Annotated in this window: 14 protein-coding genes and 1 pseudogene; 7 read left to right on the forward strand and 8 right to left on the reverse strand. The window is 67.7% G+C overall.

The window, feature by feature from the left end:
• Together HV783_RS18515 and HV783_RS18520 are read right to left on the reverse strand one after the other, a co-directional pair.
• A pseudogene (locus HV783_RS18515) lies at positions 1-216 on the reverse strand (hypothetical protein); the annotation flags it as partial.
• A 64-nt stretch (positions 217-280) separates the two neighbouring features.
• A complete protein-coding gene (locus tag HV783_RS18520; RefSeq protein ID WP_054504393.1) occupies positions 281-1,132 on the reverse strand; it encodes a M15 family metallopeptidase in 852 nt (283 codons plus the stop codon).
• Positions 1,133-1,322: 190 nt separating this feature from the next.
• On the opposite strand from HV783_RS18520, the gene HV783_RS18525 reads away from it, so the two are divergent.
• Genes HV783_RS18525 through HV783_RS18550 form a run of 6 tightly spaced genes read left to right on the forward strand, consistent with a single transcriptional unit; the run spans position 1,323 to position 9,985 of the window.
• Positions 1,323-2,255, forward strand: coding sequence for a hypothetical protein (locus HV783_RS18525; protein WP_144657684.1), 933 nt, complete (start codon positions 1,323-1,325; stop codon positions 2,253-2,255).
• Between the two features lie 50 nt (positions 2,256-2,305).
• Entirely contained in the window at positions 2,306-5,158 is a 2,853-nt protein-coding gene (locus HV783_RS18530) for a type VI secretion system Vgr family protein (RefSeq protein WP_254603948.1), read from the forward strand.
• A gap of 8 nt (positions 5,159-5,166) precedes the next feature.
• Positions 5,167-6,135 (forward strand): DUF4123 domain-containing protein, encoded by a 969-nt coding sequence (locus tag HV783_RS18535; protein WP_063583456.1) that lies wholly within the window; start codon positions 5,167-5,169, stop codon positions 6,133-6,135.
• A complete protein-coding gene (locus HV783_RS18540; RefSeq protein WP_063583455.1) occupies positions 6,128-6,907 on the forward strand; it encodes a DUF3304 domain-containing protein in 780 nt (259 codons plus the stop codon). The genes HV783_RS18535 and HV783_RS18540 overlap by 8 nt, the downstream gene beginning before the upstream one ends.
• The gene (locus tag HV783_RS18545) at positions 6,900-9,200 is read left to right on the forward strand and encodes a T6SS phospholipase effector Tle1-like catalytic domain-containing protein (protein WP_063580024.1); all 2,301 of its coding nucleotides are present in this window, start codon (positions 6,900-6,902) and stop codon (positions 9,198-9,200) included. The genes HV783_RS18540 and HV783_RS18545 overlap by 8 nt, the downstream gene beginning before the upstream one ends.
• Positions 9,197-9,985, forward strand: a complete 789-nt coding sequence (locus HV783_RS18550; protein ID WP_063580025.1) for a DUF3304 domain-containing protein — start codon at positions 9,197-9,199, stop codon at positions 9,983-9,985. Before HV783_RS18545 ends, HV783_RS18550 begins: the two co-directional genes overlap by 4 nt.
• A 36-nt stretch (positions 9,986-10,021) precedes the next feature.
• On the opposite strand, the gene HV783_RS18555 is transcribed toward HV783_RS18550, so the two are convergent.
• The 6 genes from HV783_RS18555 to tssJ form a co-directional block, all read right to left on the reverse strand.
• On the reverse strand, positions 10,022-10,411 hold the full coding sequence (locus HV783_RS18555) for a hypothetical protein (protein WP_175189644.1): 390 nt from the start codon (positions 10,409-10,411) through the stop codon (positions 10,022-10,024).
• A gap of 29 nt (positions 10,412-10,440) precedes the next feature.
• Positions 10,441-10,935 carry a hypothetical protein gene (locus tag HV783_RS18560; RefSeq protein ID WP_254603949.1) on the reverse strand — a complete coding sequence of 165 codons (495 nt, stop codon included), beginning with the start codon at positions 10,933-10,935 and terminating at the stop codon, positions 10,441-10,443.
• A gap of 127 nt (positions 10,936-11,062) precedes the next feature.
• Positions 11,063-16,171, reverse strand: coding sequence for a type VI secretion system Vgr family protein (locus HV783_RS18565; RefSeq protein WP_175189646.1), 5,109 nt, complete (start codon positions 16,169-16,171; stop codon positions 11,063-11,065).
• A gap of 25 nt (positions 16,172-16,196) precedes the next feature.
• Positions 16,197-16,976, reverse strand: a complete 780-nt coding sequence (gene icmH / locus HV783_RS18570) for a type IVB secretion system protein IcmH/DotU (protein ID WP_054504401.1) — start codon at positions 16,974-16,976, stop codon at positions 16,197-16,199.
• Positions 16,977-17,026: 50 nt separating this feature from the next.
• Complete coding sequence (gene tssK, locus HV783_RS18575; RefSeq protein ID WP_054504402.1) at positions 17,027-18,373, reverse strand: type VI secretion system baseplate subunit TssK; 1,347 nt, start codon at positions 18,371-18,373, stop codon at positions 17,027-17,029.
• 81 nt (positions 18,374-18,454) lie between these two features.
• Positions 18,455-19,072: a type VI secretion system lipoprotein TssJ gene (gene tssJ / locus HV783_RS18580; RefSeq protein ID WP_231132838.1), complete on the reverse strand. Its 618-nt coding sequence runs from the start codon at positions 19,070-19,072 to the stop codon at positions 18,455-18,457.
• A 156-nt stretch (positions 19,073-19,228) separates the two neighbouring features.
• Between tssJ and HV783_RS18585 the strand changes: the two genes are divergently transcribed.
• Positions 19,229-19,951 (forward strand): outer membrane protein assembly factor BamD, encoded by a 723-nt coding sequence (locus tag HV783_RS18585; RefSeq protein WP_254603951.1) that lies wholly within the window; start codon positions 19,229-19,231, stop codon positions 19,949-19,951.
• Positions 19,952-19,959: the final 8 nt, after the last annotated feature.

Raw genomic sequence — 19,959 nt, forward strand, 5'->3', positions numbered from 1 at the left:
CGCCGCGGCCGCGGCACGGGCTTCGCGGCGGGCGCGCGCGATGCGCAGGCCGGCCCAGCCGGCCGCGATCAGCGCCAGCGGCAGCGCGAACAGATACAGGCCGATGTCCAGCCCGGTGGGCAGCGTGCGTGATTCCTGCCACCAGATAATGACGGCCAGCCAGACCGCCCCGAAGACCAGGGCCAGCAGCAGGCCGGTTTTGAGAAAGCGGGTCATGTGGATTCGTAGCGGTAATCGGTTGTCGGGGCAGGGGGCAGGGTAGTCGCGCGAGATGATCGGCTCATTGCGCGGCCCCCGCGTCGCGTCGCATGACGCCGGGGCGCCGCAATTCGGTGTGGCCGAAGTCCATCAGCTTCCAGCGGCCGCCCCACGTCAGGCCGACACGCTCGGCGGTCTCGCCAAACAGCTCGTAGCCGCGCATGGCCCAGGGGTCCTTCTCCGACACCACCACCTTGCCGTCGCGCAGGAACGCGCTGTCGGCGGCCAGGCCGTATTGGTGATAGCTCTGGTAGGCGCCGGCGTTGGTTACGTGGGAACCCTTGCTGGCCAGTTCTTCCTGGCGCTCGGGGCTGCGGTAGCCCTCGATCAGCACCATTTCATAGCCATGCTCTTCGCGCATGATGCGATAGGCGGCCAGCAGGCGCTGGCGGTAATCGGCGTCCAGCAGGTTCCAGTCGCGGCTCGCGCCGCCCAGGTTCGGGCGCACCAATTCCACCTCGCGCGTGGTGAAGACTTCGGGCGGCAAGGGCGGCGGCGGAACCAGTCTTTCTCCGGTCAGAAGGGCCTGGATGCGAGGGTCCGGACCGGCCATCCGATCCTCGTAAATAAATGTGTGATTGTGTCGCATGACGAAAGCGAAAAGGGACGGAAGCAACACGACAGCGAGGCCCGCGGCGATCTGCCAGCGGTACGCGGAAAACGTGCTGCCGGCACGGCCCACGCCCGCGCGCACCACCTGCGCGGAGCCGCCGACCATCCCGCCCGCATGTCCCGCGCCGCGCGCCACGCGGCGCCGCATTCCCTGTGCGAACGCACGCAGGCTCCGCGCGGTTCCCGTCCGGAATGACGGAAAGACCAGCAGCGCGGAGACGCCAATCGCAAGCAGAAAATATAGGGGCAGTAGAACTAGCAACGGTATCCCTCAATCACGAAGGCGTAATCTTTTGTTCTATTCGGGATTGAGGCAAGCGCTTGGGCGTTGCAGACAGCGTCGATGCTTTAGAAATCGTAACAAGAAGCCGTGATCTAAAAGATGTCATCAGGTATTCTCGGACACCTTGGTTAAAGGGGCTTCGTGCGCCCTTGCCGACACGGGATCTCGCATGGCAGAAGACGAAAAAAGATCGCGACCACCGCCTCCTATTCCCAGCTTGCTAGCCGGACGCTCATCCTCCGCGGATGCGCAGCAGTCGTCGCGCATTCTCGCCACGCTCGAGGGCCGCGTGCCCGAAGCCGAGGCGGGGCACTTGCCGCCCAGGCAACGTTCGAGGGCGCCGCTGCGGGTGCTGCTGGTGCTGCTCCTGGTATGTCTCGGCGCGGGGCTGTGGGCGGTCTATGACACGGCGGAATTGCCGGCCGTCGTGGCGCGCATCGAGCCGGATGCCCGGCCCGCGGGCAACCCGTCCGCCGGAGGCGCCGCCGCGGTCGCGACGCAAGCCAACCCGCAGGGCAATGCTCCCGCGAGCGCGCAGGCGCGCATGCCGGCGGACGCGCCTGCGCCGCCGCCCAGCGCGGCCGCCATCATCGACGATCATCCGTTGGCGCAATTGACGCAGCCCGCCGACGAGGGCGAACCCGCCAATCCGCTGGCGGCGCTGGCCGTCACGGCCGCCGCGCCCAAGCCCGCAACCGCGCCGCGCGCCGCAGCGCCGAAGGCCCCCGGCCCGACCACGCAGCGCGCCGAGCGCTCGCGCGAAGCCACCGTGATCGCCGCGGCAACGCCCGGCGCGGCGGCGTCGACGTCGAAGAGCGCGCCGGCGCGCGGCAAGGCGACGCCACGCAATGACAGCGACGCGGCCTTGCTGGCGACGCTGATGGCCTACGGCTTGCCGCCGGCGTCTCCGCCCGGCACCAAGGTCTACAAGACCGACGGTATCTTCGTGCGCGAGTTGCCGGGATCGTCGCTCGCCACCCGCCTCGGGGAATGCCGCAAGCTCGGTTTTCTCGAAAGCGAACAATGCCGCCTGCGCGTCTGCGCGGGCCACTGGGGCACGGCCCCTGAATGTCCCAACGCGCAATCCCACATCGAACCGTGATCGCGCCTGACCAAGGTTTTTCCTCGATGGATCCGACCGCAACCGCTGGCTTGTTCAATGCAGATGCCCGACTCTACCGTTTGCAAGGCGAGGGCGCGCTTGCGTCCCTGCAGGTGGAGGGTTGGATCGCGCGCGAGGCGCTTTCGAGCGTGGGCCAGTTGCGCGTGGTGGCGCTGTCGGATGACGCCGGCCTCTCGTTGCAGGACATGATTTCTCGCCCGGTCACGCTGTGGACCGCGCGCGCCGACGGCAGTCGCGCGGCGCGCAGCGGCGTGATTCGGGAAGCCGAGCTGCTGTCGGGCGACGCCGGCCTGGCGCGCTACCGGCTGACCGTGGCGCCGTGGCTGTGGCTGGCCACGCAGCGGCGCGCCAGCCGCGTGTTCGAAGGCAAGGCGGTGCTGGACATCGTGCGCCACGTGCTCGATGGCTATGAAGGCTATGTCTACCGGTTGGCGGCCGACGTCGAACCGGCGTTGGCGGACCTGAAGCCGCGTCCCTACACCACGCAATATCGCGAGACCGACTACGACTTCCTGGCGCGCCTGCTGGCCGAGGCCGGCCTGGGCTGGACCGTGCTGGAAGACGAAAGCGTGCCCGCTCGCCACGTCGTGCAGTTGTTCGCCGACAGCCGCAACCTGGCCGAGGACGCCGAGTCCGCGAACGGCGGCATCCGCTTCCAGCGCGCCGCCGCGACCGAATCGCGCGACACCGTACAGGCGCTGGCGCGCCAGCGACGCCGCACGCCGGACAGCATCACCGTGCTGGGCTGGCATGACAGCGGCAAGCGCGCGGTGGCCGCGCAGTCGCTGGTCAATCCGGCCAGCGGCAACAGCGACGAGCATGGGCTGGATTGGTACGAGGTCGCCGGCCACGGCGGCTTTGCGGATGAAGCCCAGGCCCGCCGCCAGGCGGACCTGGCGACCGAAGCCGTGCGCGCCCGCGCGGAAACCTTCGTCGGGCGCGGGGTGGTGCGCACGTTCCGCTCGGGCACGCGCTTCACGCTGCAGGACCTCTCGTCGCTGGGGCCGGCGGGCGAAGCCGGCTTCGAACCGGTCTTTGCGCTGGACCGAGTCGAGCACGTGGGCATCAACAACCTGCCGCCCGAAACGCGCGCCTCGCTGGCGCAGCGGCTGGGCGGGCTGGATCAGTACCTGGCGCTGGATGGCGACGCCTTGGCCGGGCCGGGCGCGCAACCGCATGACGCCATCGCCTTGCGCGCGGATGCGGCCGTGCTGGCCAGGGCGCGCGAGGTCGGTTACGCCAACCGCTTCGAGGCGGTGCGCTGTGACCGTCCCTGGCGGCCCGCGCTGCCGCAACCACGTGGCGCGCGCCTGACGGGCGCGCCGTCGGTGCACGGCGTGCACACCGCTGTCGTCACCGATGCCGAGGGCGGCACGCAACCGAAAGAGCAGGACGAGATCCTGCGCAACAAGCGCGGCGACGTTCGCATCCGTTTTCATTGGCAGGCCAACGCCGCCGAGGGCGAGGCCGCCAGCCGTTGGGTTCGGGTGGCGCAGCGCCAGTCAGGCGCGGGCATGGGCATCAGCTTCGTGCCGCGCATCGGCCAGGAGGTGCTGGTGCGCTTCCTGGATGACGACATCGACCAACCCATCGTGGTGGGCGCGCTGTACAACGGCCGAGGCGAAGGCGGCACGCCCGCCACGCCGGGCGGGCGCCAGGGCGCCAAGGCCGACACGCAGGTCTATGCCGCCGCGCGCGATGGCGCGCCCAGCGCCCAGGCCAACCTGGCCTCGGGCAACGCGCCGGCCTGGCACGGCGCGGCCGGCGGCGACGAAAACCATCGCAACGCGGCCGCCTTGAGCGGCTTCAAGAGCAAGGAGTTCGGCGGCGCGGGCTACAACCAGATCGTGTTCGATGACACCGATGGCCAGTTGCGCATGCAGGTCAAGAGCAGCGCGCAGGCCAGCGAGCTGAACCTGGGACACCTGATCCACCAGGCTGGCAACTACCGCGGCGGCCTGCGTGGCCTGGGCGCCGAGCTGCGCACGGATGGCTACGGCGCGGTGCGCGGCGGCGCGGGCGTGCTGCTGAGCACGTATACGGCGACCGGCGGCCTGGCCAGCGCCATCGGCGATGCGGCCGGGGTGCAGGCGCTGGCGGGCCAGACTGAGCAGATGGCGCGTTCGCTCGACGGCGTGGCGGGCGCGCATCAGGGGCTGCGGCTGGCGACTGTGCAGGGCACGCGCGGGCCGGGCGCCAGCGTGCTCGATGGCGACAAGGCGCCGCTGGCGGCCATGCATCGCGCGGTTTCGGGCACGGTGGCCGGTGACAGCGTGGAAGGCGCGCGCGGTGACGCCTCGGCCAAGCATACCGACGCGGCGCCAGGCAAGGTGCCGCACGCCACCGATCCGGTGGTGCTGATGGCCGCGCGCGCCGGGCTGGCGCAGGTGGCCGGCCAGCACCTGCAGTACAGCGCCGGCGAGGCGCTGCACTGGTCGGCGGGCAAGGACCAGAACCTGGCGGTGATGGGCGCGCTGCGCCTGCATGCGGGGCAGGGCCTGGGCATCGTGGCGGGCCTGCAGCAGGGCGGAGCGCAGTCGGGGCTGGATCTGATCTCGGCCAAGGGCAATGTCGACGTGCAGGCGCAGCACGACATCCTGCGGGTGCAGGCGCAGCAGGACATCACCATCGGCAGCGCCCAGACGGCGGTGGAATACGCCGCGCCCAAGCGCATCCGCATCGCCACGGCGGCCGGCGCCAGCATCGTGCTCGAAGGCGGCAACATCACCGTCACCGCGCCGGGCCGCATCGACGTCAAGACCGGCAACAAGCAGTTCGCCGGGCCCGACCGCCTGCCGTATGCCTTCCCCCAGTTCACCGTCTGCAAGCAGTGCGTGCTGGACGCGCAGGATGGCGTGCAGTCGATCACCGACAAAGCATGAGGGGCGGCATGATGAATTGGGAGTCGCGCCTGAGCGACACGCTGGCCCAGGCCGTTGAGCTGGCCGCCGATGTCGGCGCCGCATTGAATACCTTTCTGCTGGTGGATTTTCGCGGCCACGCCGAACTGGCAGCGCCGATCCGGGCCAGCGCGGATCTCAGCCACGGCTCGATCTGGGTTGGCACCGAACTGGCGATCTACGAAGACATCGCGCCGTTGCTGATCGAGGTCGATGACCTGACCCGTTTCGAACTGTCGCGCGACCCGGGCGAGCCGCGTACCTCGGAATTGCTGCGCCTGCTGAAGCGGCTGCACCAAAGCGATAGCGGCGCGTATGCGCTGACCCATCTGGTGTCGCCCTTGCCGCTGGCCGAACTGATGGCGCACTTCGCCTATTACGGGGAGTACGGCCTGCCCGATGGCCGCGAGTACTACCTGCACCTGTACGACAGCCGCATCCTGGACCGCGCCTTCCAGGTGTGGACGCCGGCCGAGCGCGCGCGTTTCCTGGCGCCGTTCAATCTGCTGCGCTACCCGCGCCGCGACGGCACCCTGGCGCAGTGGACCGGCCCCGGCCAGCGGCCGGCCGACGATGCGCCCCGGCAGCAACCGTTCACGCTGGCGCAGCACCAGGCGCTGCTGGAGCTGGACTATCCGGACAAGCTGGCGGTGCAGATCCGCCGCATCTACCTCGGCGTGCTGGGCGAACTGCGGCAGGATGAACTGGTCGAGCGCGTGACCGAACAGATGGCGCGGGCGCGCTCATACGGCATCGCCAGCGAGCGCGACATGCTGGACTACGTGGCGTGGGGCATCACGATTTCCCCGCGCTTTGACGAACACGAGGCAATCGCGCCGGCGCTGCGCGCCTTCCAGGGCGAGGGGCTGTCGCAGGCGCTGGCACATGTGCCCGACGCGGTGTGGGATGGGCTGCTGCGGGCGGAGCAGGAACGGGAACAGGGGGTTTTGAATGCGTAAGGGCTTGGTCATTCTGTTGATGTGGCTGGGGATGCTGGCGGGATGCAGTGGCGAGCCTAGCTACAAGGGACTCTCGTTCGTAACTTACAACTACACGCCTTGGGATTTGGATCGTGTCGAGGTCACGGATAAAGAGGGAAACTCGGCCACTACAGGTGCCATCATCGCGGGTGGCGGGGAAGGTTCGGTGACCTGCTGCTATCACCTCAAGGGCACCGATTTCAAGGTGCAATGGCGGGGAGCGGACGCGGAGGAGGCCCGCCAACACATGTTTGACGGCAAGTTGGAGGAGGTGATCTTCAACAAGGAGACGCCCGTCCGTTTCCCAGCGGCCGAAATTCCGCCGGGTGATGGGCCGCTATATCTGGAGCTGCACATCTACCCCGACGAGCATATGGAGCTGGCACTGAGCCGCAAGTTGCTGGGGCAGGTACGCATTCCGATCGTCGAGGTTACGCGTTGGCTTTATGCCCAGCATCGTGACGCTCTGGGCGACTATCGCAGTAGTGCCGAGGTTCGCAGGGTTGTCGCCAAGGTGACCAAAACGGCCTGGACGAAATACCGTCTCGAGGATAAGCAGGACCTGCAGGAATACATGCTGCTGTATTTCACCGTGGCATCGAACTTCAACACCGACCCGGACATCGCGGCGCTGCTGGCCAAATCTGGTCGCCAGCCGGGCGACTTTGCCAAGGCCGTGCAGGCCTTGCCTGCCGACAAGATCGCGCATCTGAAAGCTACGGGAACCGCCCCGGGAGACAAGAATGGCTGACCGCCTGCCGCCGGTGGATCGCACCCCCGCCACCGTGCTCAAGAAAATGGCCGAGAACGAGGCTGCCTATCCCAAGCAGGACTGCCAGGAATGTGGCGCCGTGATCCGCATCGGGTTCTTCTTCGACGGGTTCGGCCGCAGCCGCGATGTCGATAACAAGCATCCCACGTTCTACTCGAATATCTGTCGGCTCTGGGAAGCGCACTATGCTCATGACGACGAAGATCGTCCCGTGAATCAGTATTGGTTCCGGTTCTACTATTCAGGACTGGGCACGGAGTTGAATGCGGACGCCAAGAATGACGATTTGATATACGGAGCGACCACCGCCGGAAAAAAAATCCTGAGCGAAGCCGCGAAGAACGCCAAGAACGCTGCCAAGAACATCACCCGCACCGACGAGATTCCGGAGACGGATGCGCTCAAGCGCTTGCGCAGTGCTACCCAGAAGATGATCAAAGAGGGCTCGTTTCAGCCGGTGGTCAAGGCGTACAAGGATGTGGTGAAGGACGTCAAGACGCTTCCCGACAAGGTGGTGCGGATCTGGAATGCCTGGGACCCGGAACGCCTGGTCAATCGAGCCAAAGGTACGGTGCGTGGCTTCTGGGCAGGCTTCAAGAAAAATCCCTTGAAAGTTGGTTGGACCGCGGCCAAGGAAGTCGCCAAGACCACGGCGCTGGAAGGCGTACCCGTCATTCGTGACAACGAAACCGTGGCCTACCTGATGGGAACCGGTGTTGACGTGCGGGTCGATGCGGCGCTGCGCCAGTTGCGTGCGGTCCATGAGGCGGTAAGCGCCGAAATGAATAACGTGCGGCGGATCGAGATTTCGGTGTTTGGCGGCGATCGGGGAGGCGTCATGGCACGCCAGTTCATCAACGACGTGGTCAAGAAGTACCGCCGTCGCCATGACAAGGATCTCGTCTTTCCGGGCGTGAATGGCGCGCGCGAGGCTGAAATCCGCATCCGCTTCCTGGGGTTGCTCGATTCCGTCTCGTCGATCATGGATGAGAATACCTTCCTGGGTTTTCTGCCATTTACGGATCTGATCAAACAGACTCACAAGGATCGTACGCTGACGGTGCCGGGCGCAGTCGAAAAATGCGTCCACTTTGCCGCCGCGCAGGAGCTGCGTGCCAACCAGCGTGTGGATAGCCTTGAGAAAACCCGGGGTGAGCAGTATCTCTACCCCGGGTCGAGCGGGGATGTCACGGGTGTCAGTCCCGAGGGGTCGCTTGGATCACGCGGCGAGCTGTCGCGGGTGCCGTTGCGCGACATGCTGAATCTTGGCCTCTGCCACGGCGTGGGCTTCTACAGCATGGAGCAACTATTCGACAAGCGGGCGCTGACTTATGCCAAGTTCAGCATGGCTGCGTCTATCCAGGATGGCGGCCAGACATACCATATCAACGAGTTGGTTGATGCCTATCGCAGCGTCGTGAAATACGAGCCCGGCATCGACTTCATGCCCCACATGGAAGTCTTCCTGCGCTGGCTCGCCGTCCGCTACCAGGACCCCGTCTTCAAGAGCGAACTGTCTGATCCCGCGGAAAAGTGGATCAAGGATCGCGATTTCTTCACGCCCGAACAGGAATACAACGAAGAACTCCGCCGCGTGTCGGCGCTGTCCCGCGAAGAGCGGGCAAAGCCCGAAAACACGGCTCGCCTGAAAGAACTGGAGGCGCTGAAGGACGAACGCTGGGAGCGCGCGGCGGCCAGCCGTGGCGAGTTGCCGCCCAAGCGGTTCAAGCCGTTGTGGCAGCGGCTTGAGGAGGAATACCGGGCGCTGGAAGATGCCGAGCGCAAGGATGCCGAGAACGAGCGGCGCAAAGACGAACTCCGCCGCACCAATCCTGAGCTGGTGCGCCGCATCGAGCAGGTGAACCAGGGCCCGCGCGATATGCAAAAGATGCGCAACGACATCATCGTGCGCAATGGCGGCAAGTTGACCGACGAAGACCAGCCCAAGGACCCGTTCGCCGACATGAAGGCAAGGCGGGCCACCGAACAGCGCCTGCTGAACGTATGGCGCGAAGCCAGCGCCGGCAAGAATCCGCTGCCGCCCAAGGTCATGGCGCTGTTCGACTTCCTGGTGCACGACGCCATGCTGAGCAGTTGGCCGGATCACCTGCTGGCCAGCACCACGCTGTACTTCCGCACGCGCGACAAGGACATTTTCGGCAAGACCGATTTCAAGGCCGAGGAGGCGAAGATGAAGAGCGACACCGCCGCTGCGGCGCGCGTGGACCAGATGCGGGCGAACCTGGATAGTTTGGCGCCGGCCCGGCCATGAAGCGGCGGCACGCAAGCCGGGTTTTCGCAATCGCATTGCTGGCGGCATCGGCCGCTTGTGGCGGCGAGCCCGAGTATCGTGGTCTGAACCTGATCGCCTACAACTACACGCCGTGGGACATCGACACCATCCTCATTTCCGACAAAGCGGGGCGGACCGCCAGCAGCGGCGCCATGGGTGTTGGCGGCGGCGAGGGATCAGTGACCTGTTGCTACACCTTGAAGGGCACGGAGTTCACGGTTCGATGGTCAGGTCTGGATGGTGAAGAGGCGATCAAGCATCTCTATGACGGTACGATGGACAGCTTGCTGTTTCGCAAGGAAACCAAGGTCCATCTCGACCCGACGCCCATACCCGCTGGCAATGGGCCGTTGTACCTGGAACTGCACATCTACCCCGATGAGCATATGGAGCTGGCCCTGAGCCGCAAACTGCTCGGCCAGACACGCTTCCCGTTGGTCGACACGACGGACTGGCTTTACCGGGAATACCGAGGCGCATTCGAAGATTATCGGGATGGCGATGAGGTCCTGCGTGTGCTTGGCAAAGTCGCCAGGACGGCCTGGATCAAGTATCGCATCGTGGAGAAGCAAGACATGCGCCAATACATGCGCCTGTATTTCACCGTCGCCTCCGACTTCGACACCGACCCGGAAATCGCCGCGCTGCTGTCGCAACCCGGCCGCCAGCCAGGCGATTTCGCCAAGGCCGTCGCTGCATTGCCGGTGGCGACCATCGCACGCTTGAAAGCCCAGGGCACGCCGCCGGGCGACAAGAATGGTTGACGCCGACGCGGTCGCAACGCTCGGGCTACCGCGTATTCACGATTCGGACTGCGCCCCTGAGCGCCGCAGCCATCGCCGCAACCCGTTCCACAGCCAGTGCTTGACCCTGCCTCCATAGGCCCAGGACAGCACCATCAACCCCAGCATCGCCACCACGTAATAATCCGTCGCCCAGGGCGGCACCGGATTCAATTCATGGATCCGGTCGAGGATCGGGTGAAACGGCAGGATTTCGCTGGCGGCCAGCAGGCTGAACACCAGGGCCAGCAGCGGGCCGGTGAAATGGGGCCGCTCGCCGTGGGTCGCGTCGTCGGCCCAGTACCCCCAGTGGATGAAGCGCAGCACCTGGATCGCCACCCCCAGCACGGCGACGCCGACGGCCAGCGCCATGCCACCCATGAGCACAAGGATTTCGAGCGGGAACATGCTCAGCCGGGGGCAGCGCCGCGCCAGGCCTAGGGCGCCGCCTGCACTTCGATCGTGACCGTATTGGACCGCACGCCGTTGGACTCGATGTACACCTCGTATCTCGCCGGCTCCGTGGGCAATCCCACCTGCGCCGCCAGGTCGGTGCTGAACTGCGTGCCGACGCTGATGCCCGGGCTGATCGGGATGCCCTTGGGCGGGCGCGAGCCCGGGATCTCGTCGACCTCGACGCCGGCGCGGGGCGGACGGCGCTTGTATTCGTAGGCCACGCCTTCGTAGGTCTTGCCGGTCTGGGTGTTGACCGCCACGAAGCGCGGCAACTTCTGATTTTGCGAGACGGGGATGATGCCCTGCGCGCATACCGGGATCACTAAGGCGCCGGTGGCCTGCGGCCGCACGCGGGTGGGCGCGGCGATGTTCAGTTGGTCATCGCTGCCGTGGTTGGGCGGGATGCAGGCGTGGTCCAACACGGTGCCGATGGGGGCGGTGGCGAAGGCGGGCGGGTCAATCCAGTCGGTGGTCATGGAAGCGGTCTGGGTAGCGGGTTGAGAGGGGGCGCGCGGACCGCCGACGGTCCGCGCCGACGCGGGCAGGGCGGAGAGCGCGGCCGCGAGCAGCAAAACCAGGGCTGGCGCCGCGCGGCGCCAGCCGTCAGAACGTGGGCCAGCCACCGGACATATCCACTTTGCGGACGGCCTTGGCGCAATGGACGCAGAAGCGGATGCTCATGCAGTCGGCGCCGAACATGACGCAGGCGCCAGTGTCGGCATCGCTGAACCGGTTCGCAGGCAGGCCCTGATGGCAGTGGTTGCCCCACTTGGAATAGAAAAACGGCCCCTTGTCGAGTTTGGACGAGTCCATGTCGGCTTCGTCCGGATGCGCTTGGACCCATTCCGGGCCGCTGGGCGTCATGCCGATCAGGTGGCCGATTTCATGGACGAAGGTCTCCTGCTGGTAGTTCATCGTCACCGGGTCCCAGGGGGACATCGCGGCCACGCACAGCAGGTTGGTGTTGTAGAACGCGAGACCGGCCGCCGCGCTTTCCATGAGTCGCACGCGCAACACGATCTTGCCGGCCGTGGGCACGGGCAGCAGCCCCTCAAGGCGTACGTTCACCGCGTGGCAGGCCTTGGGCTGGGCCGGATCGTAGGGGACCGGCGTGACCCGATCGCGTGACACCTCCGCGCGTCGCACGCCGGCGGCCGGGTCGGTGTACTCGAACAGGCATTCCAGGAACCAGTCCTGGGCCGGATCGATGTTGTACCAGAGGAAGCTGACGTCGCCGGCGGCGTCGGCGAACTGGACCTGTGTGCTGCCGGCGCCCGGGCCCGCGTTGGCGCGGATGTAAAAGGGTTGCACCGGCTTCGGCGTGGCGAGCCGGTCCACGTGGCAGGCCACGATGGTGTACGGCTCGCGCTCGGCGCCCTGCGATTGGGCGTAGACCGACCGTGCCGCGCTGCGCAGGCGGGCATCGTCAGCGCTGTTGTCGTAGATCACATCGTAATTGGCCTGGCCGCGCGTGGTCAGCGGCGGCAACTGCACCACGTCCACGCCGTGCCGCGCGTACTCGGTCGCGGTCGGCTGGAAGCCGTGGGGGCGTTGCATCGGCTCGGGGCCGGGCAGCATGATTTCCTGGATGTACAGGCGCCTGACCGTTTCCACGACCTCGGTGGAGATGATCTGGTTCTTGTCGTTGACCACCTCGAACAGATAAGTGTTCAGTCCGGCGGCTGGCAGCGCGATATCGTCGACGATCTTGGTGCCGTCCGGATCGGTGACGTAACTGTAGGAGCGCTGGTTCGGTTCGCGGTAGAGCGGCTGACGGCTCAGTTCGCGCGCCGAGTACACCGCATTGCCCGGCCGCGGGCTGACCTTGACCGTGAAGCGGTGTTGGCCGGCCTTGTCGAAGCGCACGCGGATCTTGGGCTTGTTGGTCTGGCGGTCCAGGCTGGTGAGCGCCTGGCCGTCGTTCCAGCGTTCCTCGGCCTGCGGCAGGTTGACGTATTGCAGCTTGGCGCCGCTACGCGCCTGGTAGGCCGAGGCCACCGTGGTGGCTGGCCTTGGCGTGTCGCCCGCCGGTTCGCCGGTGGCGCCGCCGGGCACCCGCGCGGCGCCGGGCAGGTTGATGCCGGCCGCTTCCATCACGCGCCGGGCCAGGCCCGGATAGGGCGAGTTGGCCACCGCGGGGATGTTCATGATGGCTTGCGCCACCTTGGGCAGCGTCACGCTGGAAATGCTGGGCGATTGCAGGATGGCGCCCACCACCGCCGGGACCGCGGAGTGGGTCAGCCCCGGCGTGCTGAGAATGGCGCCGGCCACGGCGGGCAGGTTGCCCTGGGTGACGTCCGGCATCGACAGCAGCGTGTTCACGGTGGAGCCGAGCGCCGCGCCGCGGTCGCCCATGACGCTCATGGCCTGGGTCATCATCGGGCCGATGGCTGCGCCCACGCCGCCAGCGGATGTCGACGCGCCCGCCGCGCCACCCGCGGATGCCGAGGCACCCGCCGCGCCAGCGGCACCGTCCGAGGCGCCGGACAACATGCCGCCGGCTTTCGAACCCAGCGCGGCGGCCTGCGATGCCATCGCCGTGGCCTGGCCGGCCATGGCGCCGGCCTGGGAGACCGCGTCGGCGGCGTTGGCCAGGCCGGCAGGCATGGGCACGGCGCTGGCGAGCGCGCCGCCGGCGCCTTGCGTCAGGGACGCGGCGCTTTCACTTACCAGCGATTGCGTGGCATTGCCGGCGGCCGAAGCGGCGCGCCCCATCAGCGACGGGGTGCCGCCGCTCATCAGCGACGGCGTGACCGCGCTCACCGCGGACTGCGCCATGCCGCCGGCCTTGGCCGCGACGCCCGAGACCAGGCCGGAGCCGGCTTCGGTGACGGCGCCCATGGCTTTGCCGGCCATCGCGCCCAGGTCCTGCACCGGCTTGAGCACGGCGCCGGCCATTGACTTGGCTTTGTCCAGCATGCCGGAAGCGGCCGTCAGGCCGCTCGAAAGCGCGCTGGCGCCACCGGCCAGGGCCGAGCCGGGGCCGCCCGCGGAAGTCGCATCGGCGGCGGCCGGCGCGGCGGCTAGGGCGTCCGAAGCGCCAGCGGCATTGAGCGCCTTGCCTGAACCGCTCAGGGCCTGGAGCAGCGCGGCGGGCCGGTGCACCAGTTCGGCCGTCACCAGCATCGGGTCGCCGACCTGGCTGGAGGGTAGCGCGGGCAGGGCGGCCGCGTCGCTGGCCGGGCCGATCAGGTTGTGCGAAGCGCCCTTGACCGAGAACATGCCCGGTCCTTTGAAGAGGATGTCGCCGCCGTCCATGACGATGGCGCCGCCCGCGGCCTGCAAGGTGATGCGGGTGTTCGCCAGGATCTCGATGCTGTCGGTGGTGGAGGTGATGGTGATGTCCTGGCCCGCCAGCATTTCCAGCATGTCGGTGTGCGCGTGGATCGACACCGGCGCGTTGGCGGCGATGGCGCGCAGGCCGCCGTCCTGCACGAACAGGCTGGTGGAACGGCCCGAGGCGCTGGCGAAGGTCTGGCGCGCCGCGACGTGGCCGTCGGCCTGGGTGGTGGCGTGCAGGTTTTCGCTGGCATGCAGGATCGCGCTGGCGGGGGTCGCCAGGTTCAGCGACGAGGGCGCGTCGACCAGCATGCGGGCGCCATCGATGCGTTCGACCGGGTCGGTGCCGCTGCGTTCGTTGGCGCTGGCCTTCACCGCCTGCTGGCCGCCGACGCTGCCGGCATAGCGGCCGTCGGCCTTCGGGTCCAGCGCCTGGATCAGCGGGTTGAATTGTTCGTTGGCCGCCAGCGCGCGCGCCTGGCTCTGCGTGGCCAGGTTGTCGATACGCTGCGCGGCATGTTGCGCGCCGCGCAGCAACAGCAGCGCTTCCTGGGCATCGGCCTGGGTGGAGCGGGCGCTTTCGCGGGCGTTGGCCGACAGCAGCATGCCCTGGCCTGAACGCACCACGGTCCAGGCGTCGGAACGCAGCTCGAAGCCCGTGCCGCGCCATTGGCCGCGCGAGGCGTCGTCGGCGCCTTGCTGCACCAGATAGCCCAGCCCCAATTGCGAGGCGGCGATGGAGCTGGACAGGCGCGTGCGCACCTGGCCTGCGGTGTCGTCGAACAGCCACTGGGTGTGGCCGCTGCCGTCCAGGCCCTGGCTGTGCCAGCCGCTGAGCGTGCCGGGATGGTTGGCATCGGCGTCCACGCCCGCGCTCCAGGGCGGCAGGTCGCTGTCGTTGTACAACTGCGCCACCACCACGGGCTGGTCGATGTCGCCGTCGAGGAATTCCACCACGACTTCGGTGCCCTGGCGCGGCAGGTGGTGCGCGCCCCAGTTCGGGCCCGCTTGCGCGCCGGCCACGCGCAGCCAGGTGCCGGAGCGGTCGTCGCCGGGCGCGTTGCCGGCGTCGTCGCCGTGGCTGCGGTGGCGCAGCCCGCCCGGCAGCGGCCGTTCGCCGCGTTGCCACGGGAACTGCACCTTGACGCGCAGGTCGCGGCCGGTGGTCACGCTGGCGTCCTGCGCCGTCACCACCAGCGCGGTCACGCCCTCGGGGGCCGTGGGCCGGGCGCGCCAGGCTGGCAGCAGCGCGGCGGCGGCCGGCTGCGCGCCGAAGTTGTTGCGATAGGCGCCGTGCTCCAGATCGGGCGTGTCCAGCGCCTGGGCGGCCTGGCTGCCCAGGTTGTTGGCGGCCTCGTGTTCCACCCACAGCAGGGTGTATTGGTTGCCGCCCAGCTCGTCGCCCGGGGCGGCATCGCCCTGCGCGTAGCGGTCGTGCTGGGTCAGCGCGAAGACGTGGCCCGGCAGCATCTGGCGGGCCGTGCCGCCGCCCTCGAATTGCAGCGCGCGCGCTTCGTGCGCCTGCAGGCCGCGGCTGGCCAGCTGCTCGGCCGTGGCATCGTCGGGATGGCGGCCGTGGCCGTCGTAGTCGTAGTCTTCCAGCGGCGGCAGCGCGCCGGCGTCCAGGGCCGATTCGGCATGGGCGCCGTGCGCCAGCAACGCGCGGTCGTTCCAGGCGACGCGGGTGACGGTGTTGGCGCGCAGCGCGCGCGCCGCGCCAAAGCGCGTGACGCTGTCTTCGGATTCGGTGGCGTCGCTGCGATGAAAGCGCAGCGAGGCGGCGGGGTTGGCCGGCCGCGCGGCGCGGGCGTCGAACACCACCAGGCGGTGGCGCGCGCCGCCGCCGTCGGCCTGGCCGTCGCCCTGCTGGTGGTCGAAGCGAAAGCTCAGGCCGGCCTCGGCCATCAACCGCAGCACGAAGTCCAGGTCGGTCTCCCGGTACTGGGTGCGCACCGGGCGCGGCGCCAGCGGTTCTGTGATCTCGAAGGCGAACGCGGCCAGCGGGTAGTCCGCGAACACGTCGGTCAGGATGTCGGTGACCGACTTGTCCTGGAACACGAAGCTGTCGCGCCGCAGCCGCAGCGTGGCCAGCCAGGGCGCGGCGTGCAGGCGGTAGCGCGCCAGCCCGCCGTCGGCGCCCAGCGCATCCACGCCTTCCACCACCGCGTGCCAGCGCCGCTGTCCGCCATCGGCCAGCAGCAGGCCGACGCTGATCTCCTTGCCCAGCAGGGATTCGATATCCAGTTCGGCGGACGAGGACAGGCAGTCCAGCGTCAGCGCGAACAGCTCGGACACGCCTTCGCGCAGATGCATGCGTTCGACGGCGAGCGCCTCGCCCAGCGGGGTGTCGACGCGCAGCAGGCGGGCGTTCTGGGACAGCGAGGCAACATTCAGGCTGCTATAGCCCGCGGGCGGGGAGGAGCGATCGATCATGGTGCGTGGCGGTGTGCGTGAACCTTCAGGGCAGCGAGATGGTCAGGTGGGCGGCGCGCGGCCCGAGCTTGACGATGTCGTGATAGGGCGCCATGGCGGTCTGCATGTCGCCGTTCAGGAAGTGGGCCATGCCCAGGTAGGCCAGCAGGCCCAGCAGGGCGAACAGCGCGCCGATGCTCCACAGCGGCACGTCGCGCTTGAGCGTGTGGGCGATCTTGTCGGGCAGCGGCCAGTGCGGCGCGAAGCCGGCGCGCTTGCCGCGCAGCAGCGCGATCTCGTCGCCCAGGCGCGCGGTCAGGTAGCCGAGTTTTTCCTGGCCCTCGATCATGTACTTGCCCTGGAAGCCCAGCAGCAGGCACATGTAGAACACCTCCAGCGACTGCAGCCGCGGCGCGCCCTGGGCGCGCAGGTCCTCCAGGCGCGTGAAGAAGTTCTCGCCGGCCAGTTGCTCGCCGAACAGTGTCAGTTGCAGCGGTTGCAGCATCCACGCGTCGCGGATCGAGAAGCCGGAGTTCAGCACGGTTTCGTCAACCGCGGCGCAGAACGCGTACTTGGTGGCGTAGACGTCCTCGGCCGGGATGTCGAGCTTCTTGGCGCTGCGTTCGAAGTCCGCGAGGAACTGCTGCACCCGGGCCGAGAACGACGCGGCGCTGGCCGGCTCCTGCCCGCTCTTGAGCAGGAACAGCATCAGGAAACCGTCGTACAGCAGGTCCAGCAGTGACTTGGCGGGACGCGAGCCGTAGAAGTCGGCGGCGTGGGGCGGGAGCGAGGTTGCAGGCATCAGAGAGGGCGCGGCGGTGTTCATGGCGGCTCTTTCAGTGGGCGTCGGGTTGCGTCGGGTCGTACGGGCGCCGGTCAGCGGGTGACGGCGATCAGGTCCAGTTTCAGTTCGGGTATGCCGGCAGGCGCATAGATGGCGATGCTGCGGGCCTGCAGCATGCGGTCGTACAGCGAACCGCGCGTCTGCAAGGCGAAATAGCACGCGCCGGGCTTGACCGGCACCGCCGGCGGCACCTGCGGGGTGTAGGCCAGTTGCACGCCCGGCATGGCCGACAGCACCAGCTTCTCGACGTCGTCGGGCGCGCCGACCTTGAAGCGCAGCGGCACGGTCTCGGCCAGTTCGCTGGCGGGCGTTGCGGCCGACACCGACAGGTACAGCGCGGTGGTTTCGTCGAGCTTGTCGGAATCGAGCCGGCCGACGTGGAACGACGGCCGCAGTTCTTCCAGCACGATCGAGAAGTAGCGAGTCGAGATGACGGTGTCGAGCAGGTCGCGCAGGATCGTGTCGAGCTGCGCGAAGGCCGCGCCGGGCTGCTCGTGGCGATACACCGGCAGGTCGGCCAGCGTGTGCACTTTCGAGAACGTCATCAGCGCGCCGGCCAGCCGCAGCATTTCCTGGAACAGGCGCTCCGGATGCAGTTGCGGGTTGTGGAACAGGTGCGACAGCGCCGAATAGGCTTCGTTGGCGGTATGCAGCAGCCAGAACGAGGCCACGTCGCCCGAGCGGAACTCGATGATGTTCTTGTTGGGTTCGCGGTGAAAGCCGTACAGCGCGTTGACCTTGGCCTGCAGCGCGTCCAGCAGGCGGCGCAACTGCTCGAACAGCGCGCCGCAGGCCTGCACCGTGAGGCTGGGGGCGATGAAGCTGGTGTCCAGTTCGTAACCGGCGCTGGCGGTGCGGCGCACGCGCGCCACCGGCAGGGTCAGCAGCGCGTCGCGCGGTTCGTGCTCGGACAGCAGCCGCACGTTCTTGCGCAGGAACGCCAGGTCGGCGGTGCTGGCGTTGGTGTAGAGGTCCGGCGCCGGGCTGTCCTGGTGCGCGTAGCGGGCATCGAAACCTTGCGATTGCTGCGCGTCGCGGTAGTTGCCGCCGATGTCCTTCATCGGATGCAGGGCCAGGTAGAACACGGCCTCGCTGGCGCCGTCGAGCCCGTCCAGCGCCACGGCCGGCGGCAGGTCGTCGTTGTGCGGCGCATTGTAGATCTCGCCGTCGGGAAAGATCGCCGACAGCTCGGTGGCGCGCAGCATGCCGTTGGCGAGCGCGGCGGCATCGAAGCGCGCCGCGCGCAGGCCCCAGGAATAGGGATGCAGCGCCCGGCTCATCTCCGCCAGGCGGGCCTCATGGTAGGCGTCCTGGCGCTGAAAATGCTGGGGCCGCAGGAACAGCCCCTCTCCCCACAGAATCTTCGCTGAATAACTCACGTTGGCGGGCTCTCGTTATTGACTATCTATATATAAATATAAAGAGGACGTTTCGGTGAACGCATCCGGCTCGCGCCGGATTCAGTTCGGGCATTGCAACGAACCGAGCCGGGACGGATCGAACGCGGGCATGCCTGGCGGCACCACGATCTTGCCGGTGGCGACCGTCATGGCGCAGGCATGCGCGCCCAGGACGATGCCCGTGTCCTCGACCTCTTTGACCTCGAACACATATTTCCAGCGCTGCGGCGCGGGCGCGTAAAACAAGGCGGCAACGGCGATATACGCGGCGCCTTTCGGCACCTTCTCGACGTTTTCGAAACGCTGGCCTGGAGTCAGGGTGATTTCGCGCGACGCGATCAGACTGTCGCCCAATGCCGCCTTTTCCTGCGCAGTATCAACCAATTGCGTGAGCGGTGCGCGCTGAAATGCCTCGGCATTCTTCAAATAGTATGCTTTCGTAACGACGGCGGTTGGCTGGCCGCTGCTCGCATTCAAATTTTCTCCGGCGTGTATCGCCAATTTCACGTCCGTGGGCGCATTCGGGTCCTTTTTCAGGCCCGCCGCATCGAGCGCCGTGCCGGTGATTCCGGCCACCGCGCCAAGGGCGGAAACCGCCGCACAACCAGTAATGACGGGGGCTGCCGCGATAAGCATCGTGGCGGCCAGGCATCGCGATAAATTGAGATGTTTTGACATGGCTCTTTATACCGGATCATTGCGACGGCATACAGATGACGGCACGTTGAGCGACATTTCGGCGTGAGTTACATGACGTAATGCCCTGTAGTGGTGTACTAACAAAAAGTTGTTGAAATACGCGGCCCTTGGTTACATCAGACACGTGCCCAAAAAATGCAACTTTCCCGGTATTTCCTCATAGGTGGCATGGTGGCGTTAATGGCCGGTTGCGCCACCACCAGCAAGCCCCAGACGGACGCTGAATACAAGCAGTCGATCACCCAGGCCACGGAGACGCTGGCCAACAAGGGCGGCGACGAGGCCGTGGCCCAATTCCAGGAAATCGCACAACGCAACCCCTCGCGCGGCGAGCCCTGGTCGTATATCGCCAAGATCCGCTTTGACGAGCAGAAGTACGGGGAAGCCATCGTCGCCGCCGACGAGGCGCTGAACCGCGATTCGAACGATTTCACCGCCAAGACGGTGCGCGCCGTGGGCGGCCTGCGGGTCGCGATGCAGTCGCTGGCGGACCTGCGCGCCGACGCGCTGCTGGCCGGCAATGCCCGCAGCGACGCGGTGGCCCTGGCCGCCGCCATGCGCGAGACGCTTGGCCAGGACGTGTTGTTCCCCGAGGGCCGCAAGCCGCCGCGCGGCGGCGGCGCGCGTCCGCCCAAGCCGCGCAACGACGGCGCCGCCGGCACGGGCACGCCCGCAGCCGGTACGCCCGCAGCCGGTACTCCCACCACGGGCGGCGCGCCGGCCTCGGCCGCCAACACCCCCGCGACGCCCGCGGCCAGGCCGGCGCAGTCTGGCGGCGCCGCCTCGTCCGCCCAGACGCCTCCGCCCGCATCGGGCCGCGCGCCGGATCCGTTCGGCAACCTCCTCAACAAACCCTGATCGGCCGC

The organism is Achromobacter dolens (assembly GCF_902859745.1).
Lineage (GTDB): Bacteria > Pseudomonadota > Gammaproteobacteria > Burkholderiales > Burkholderiaceae_B > Achromobacter > Achromobacter dolens.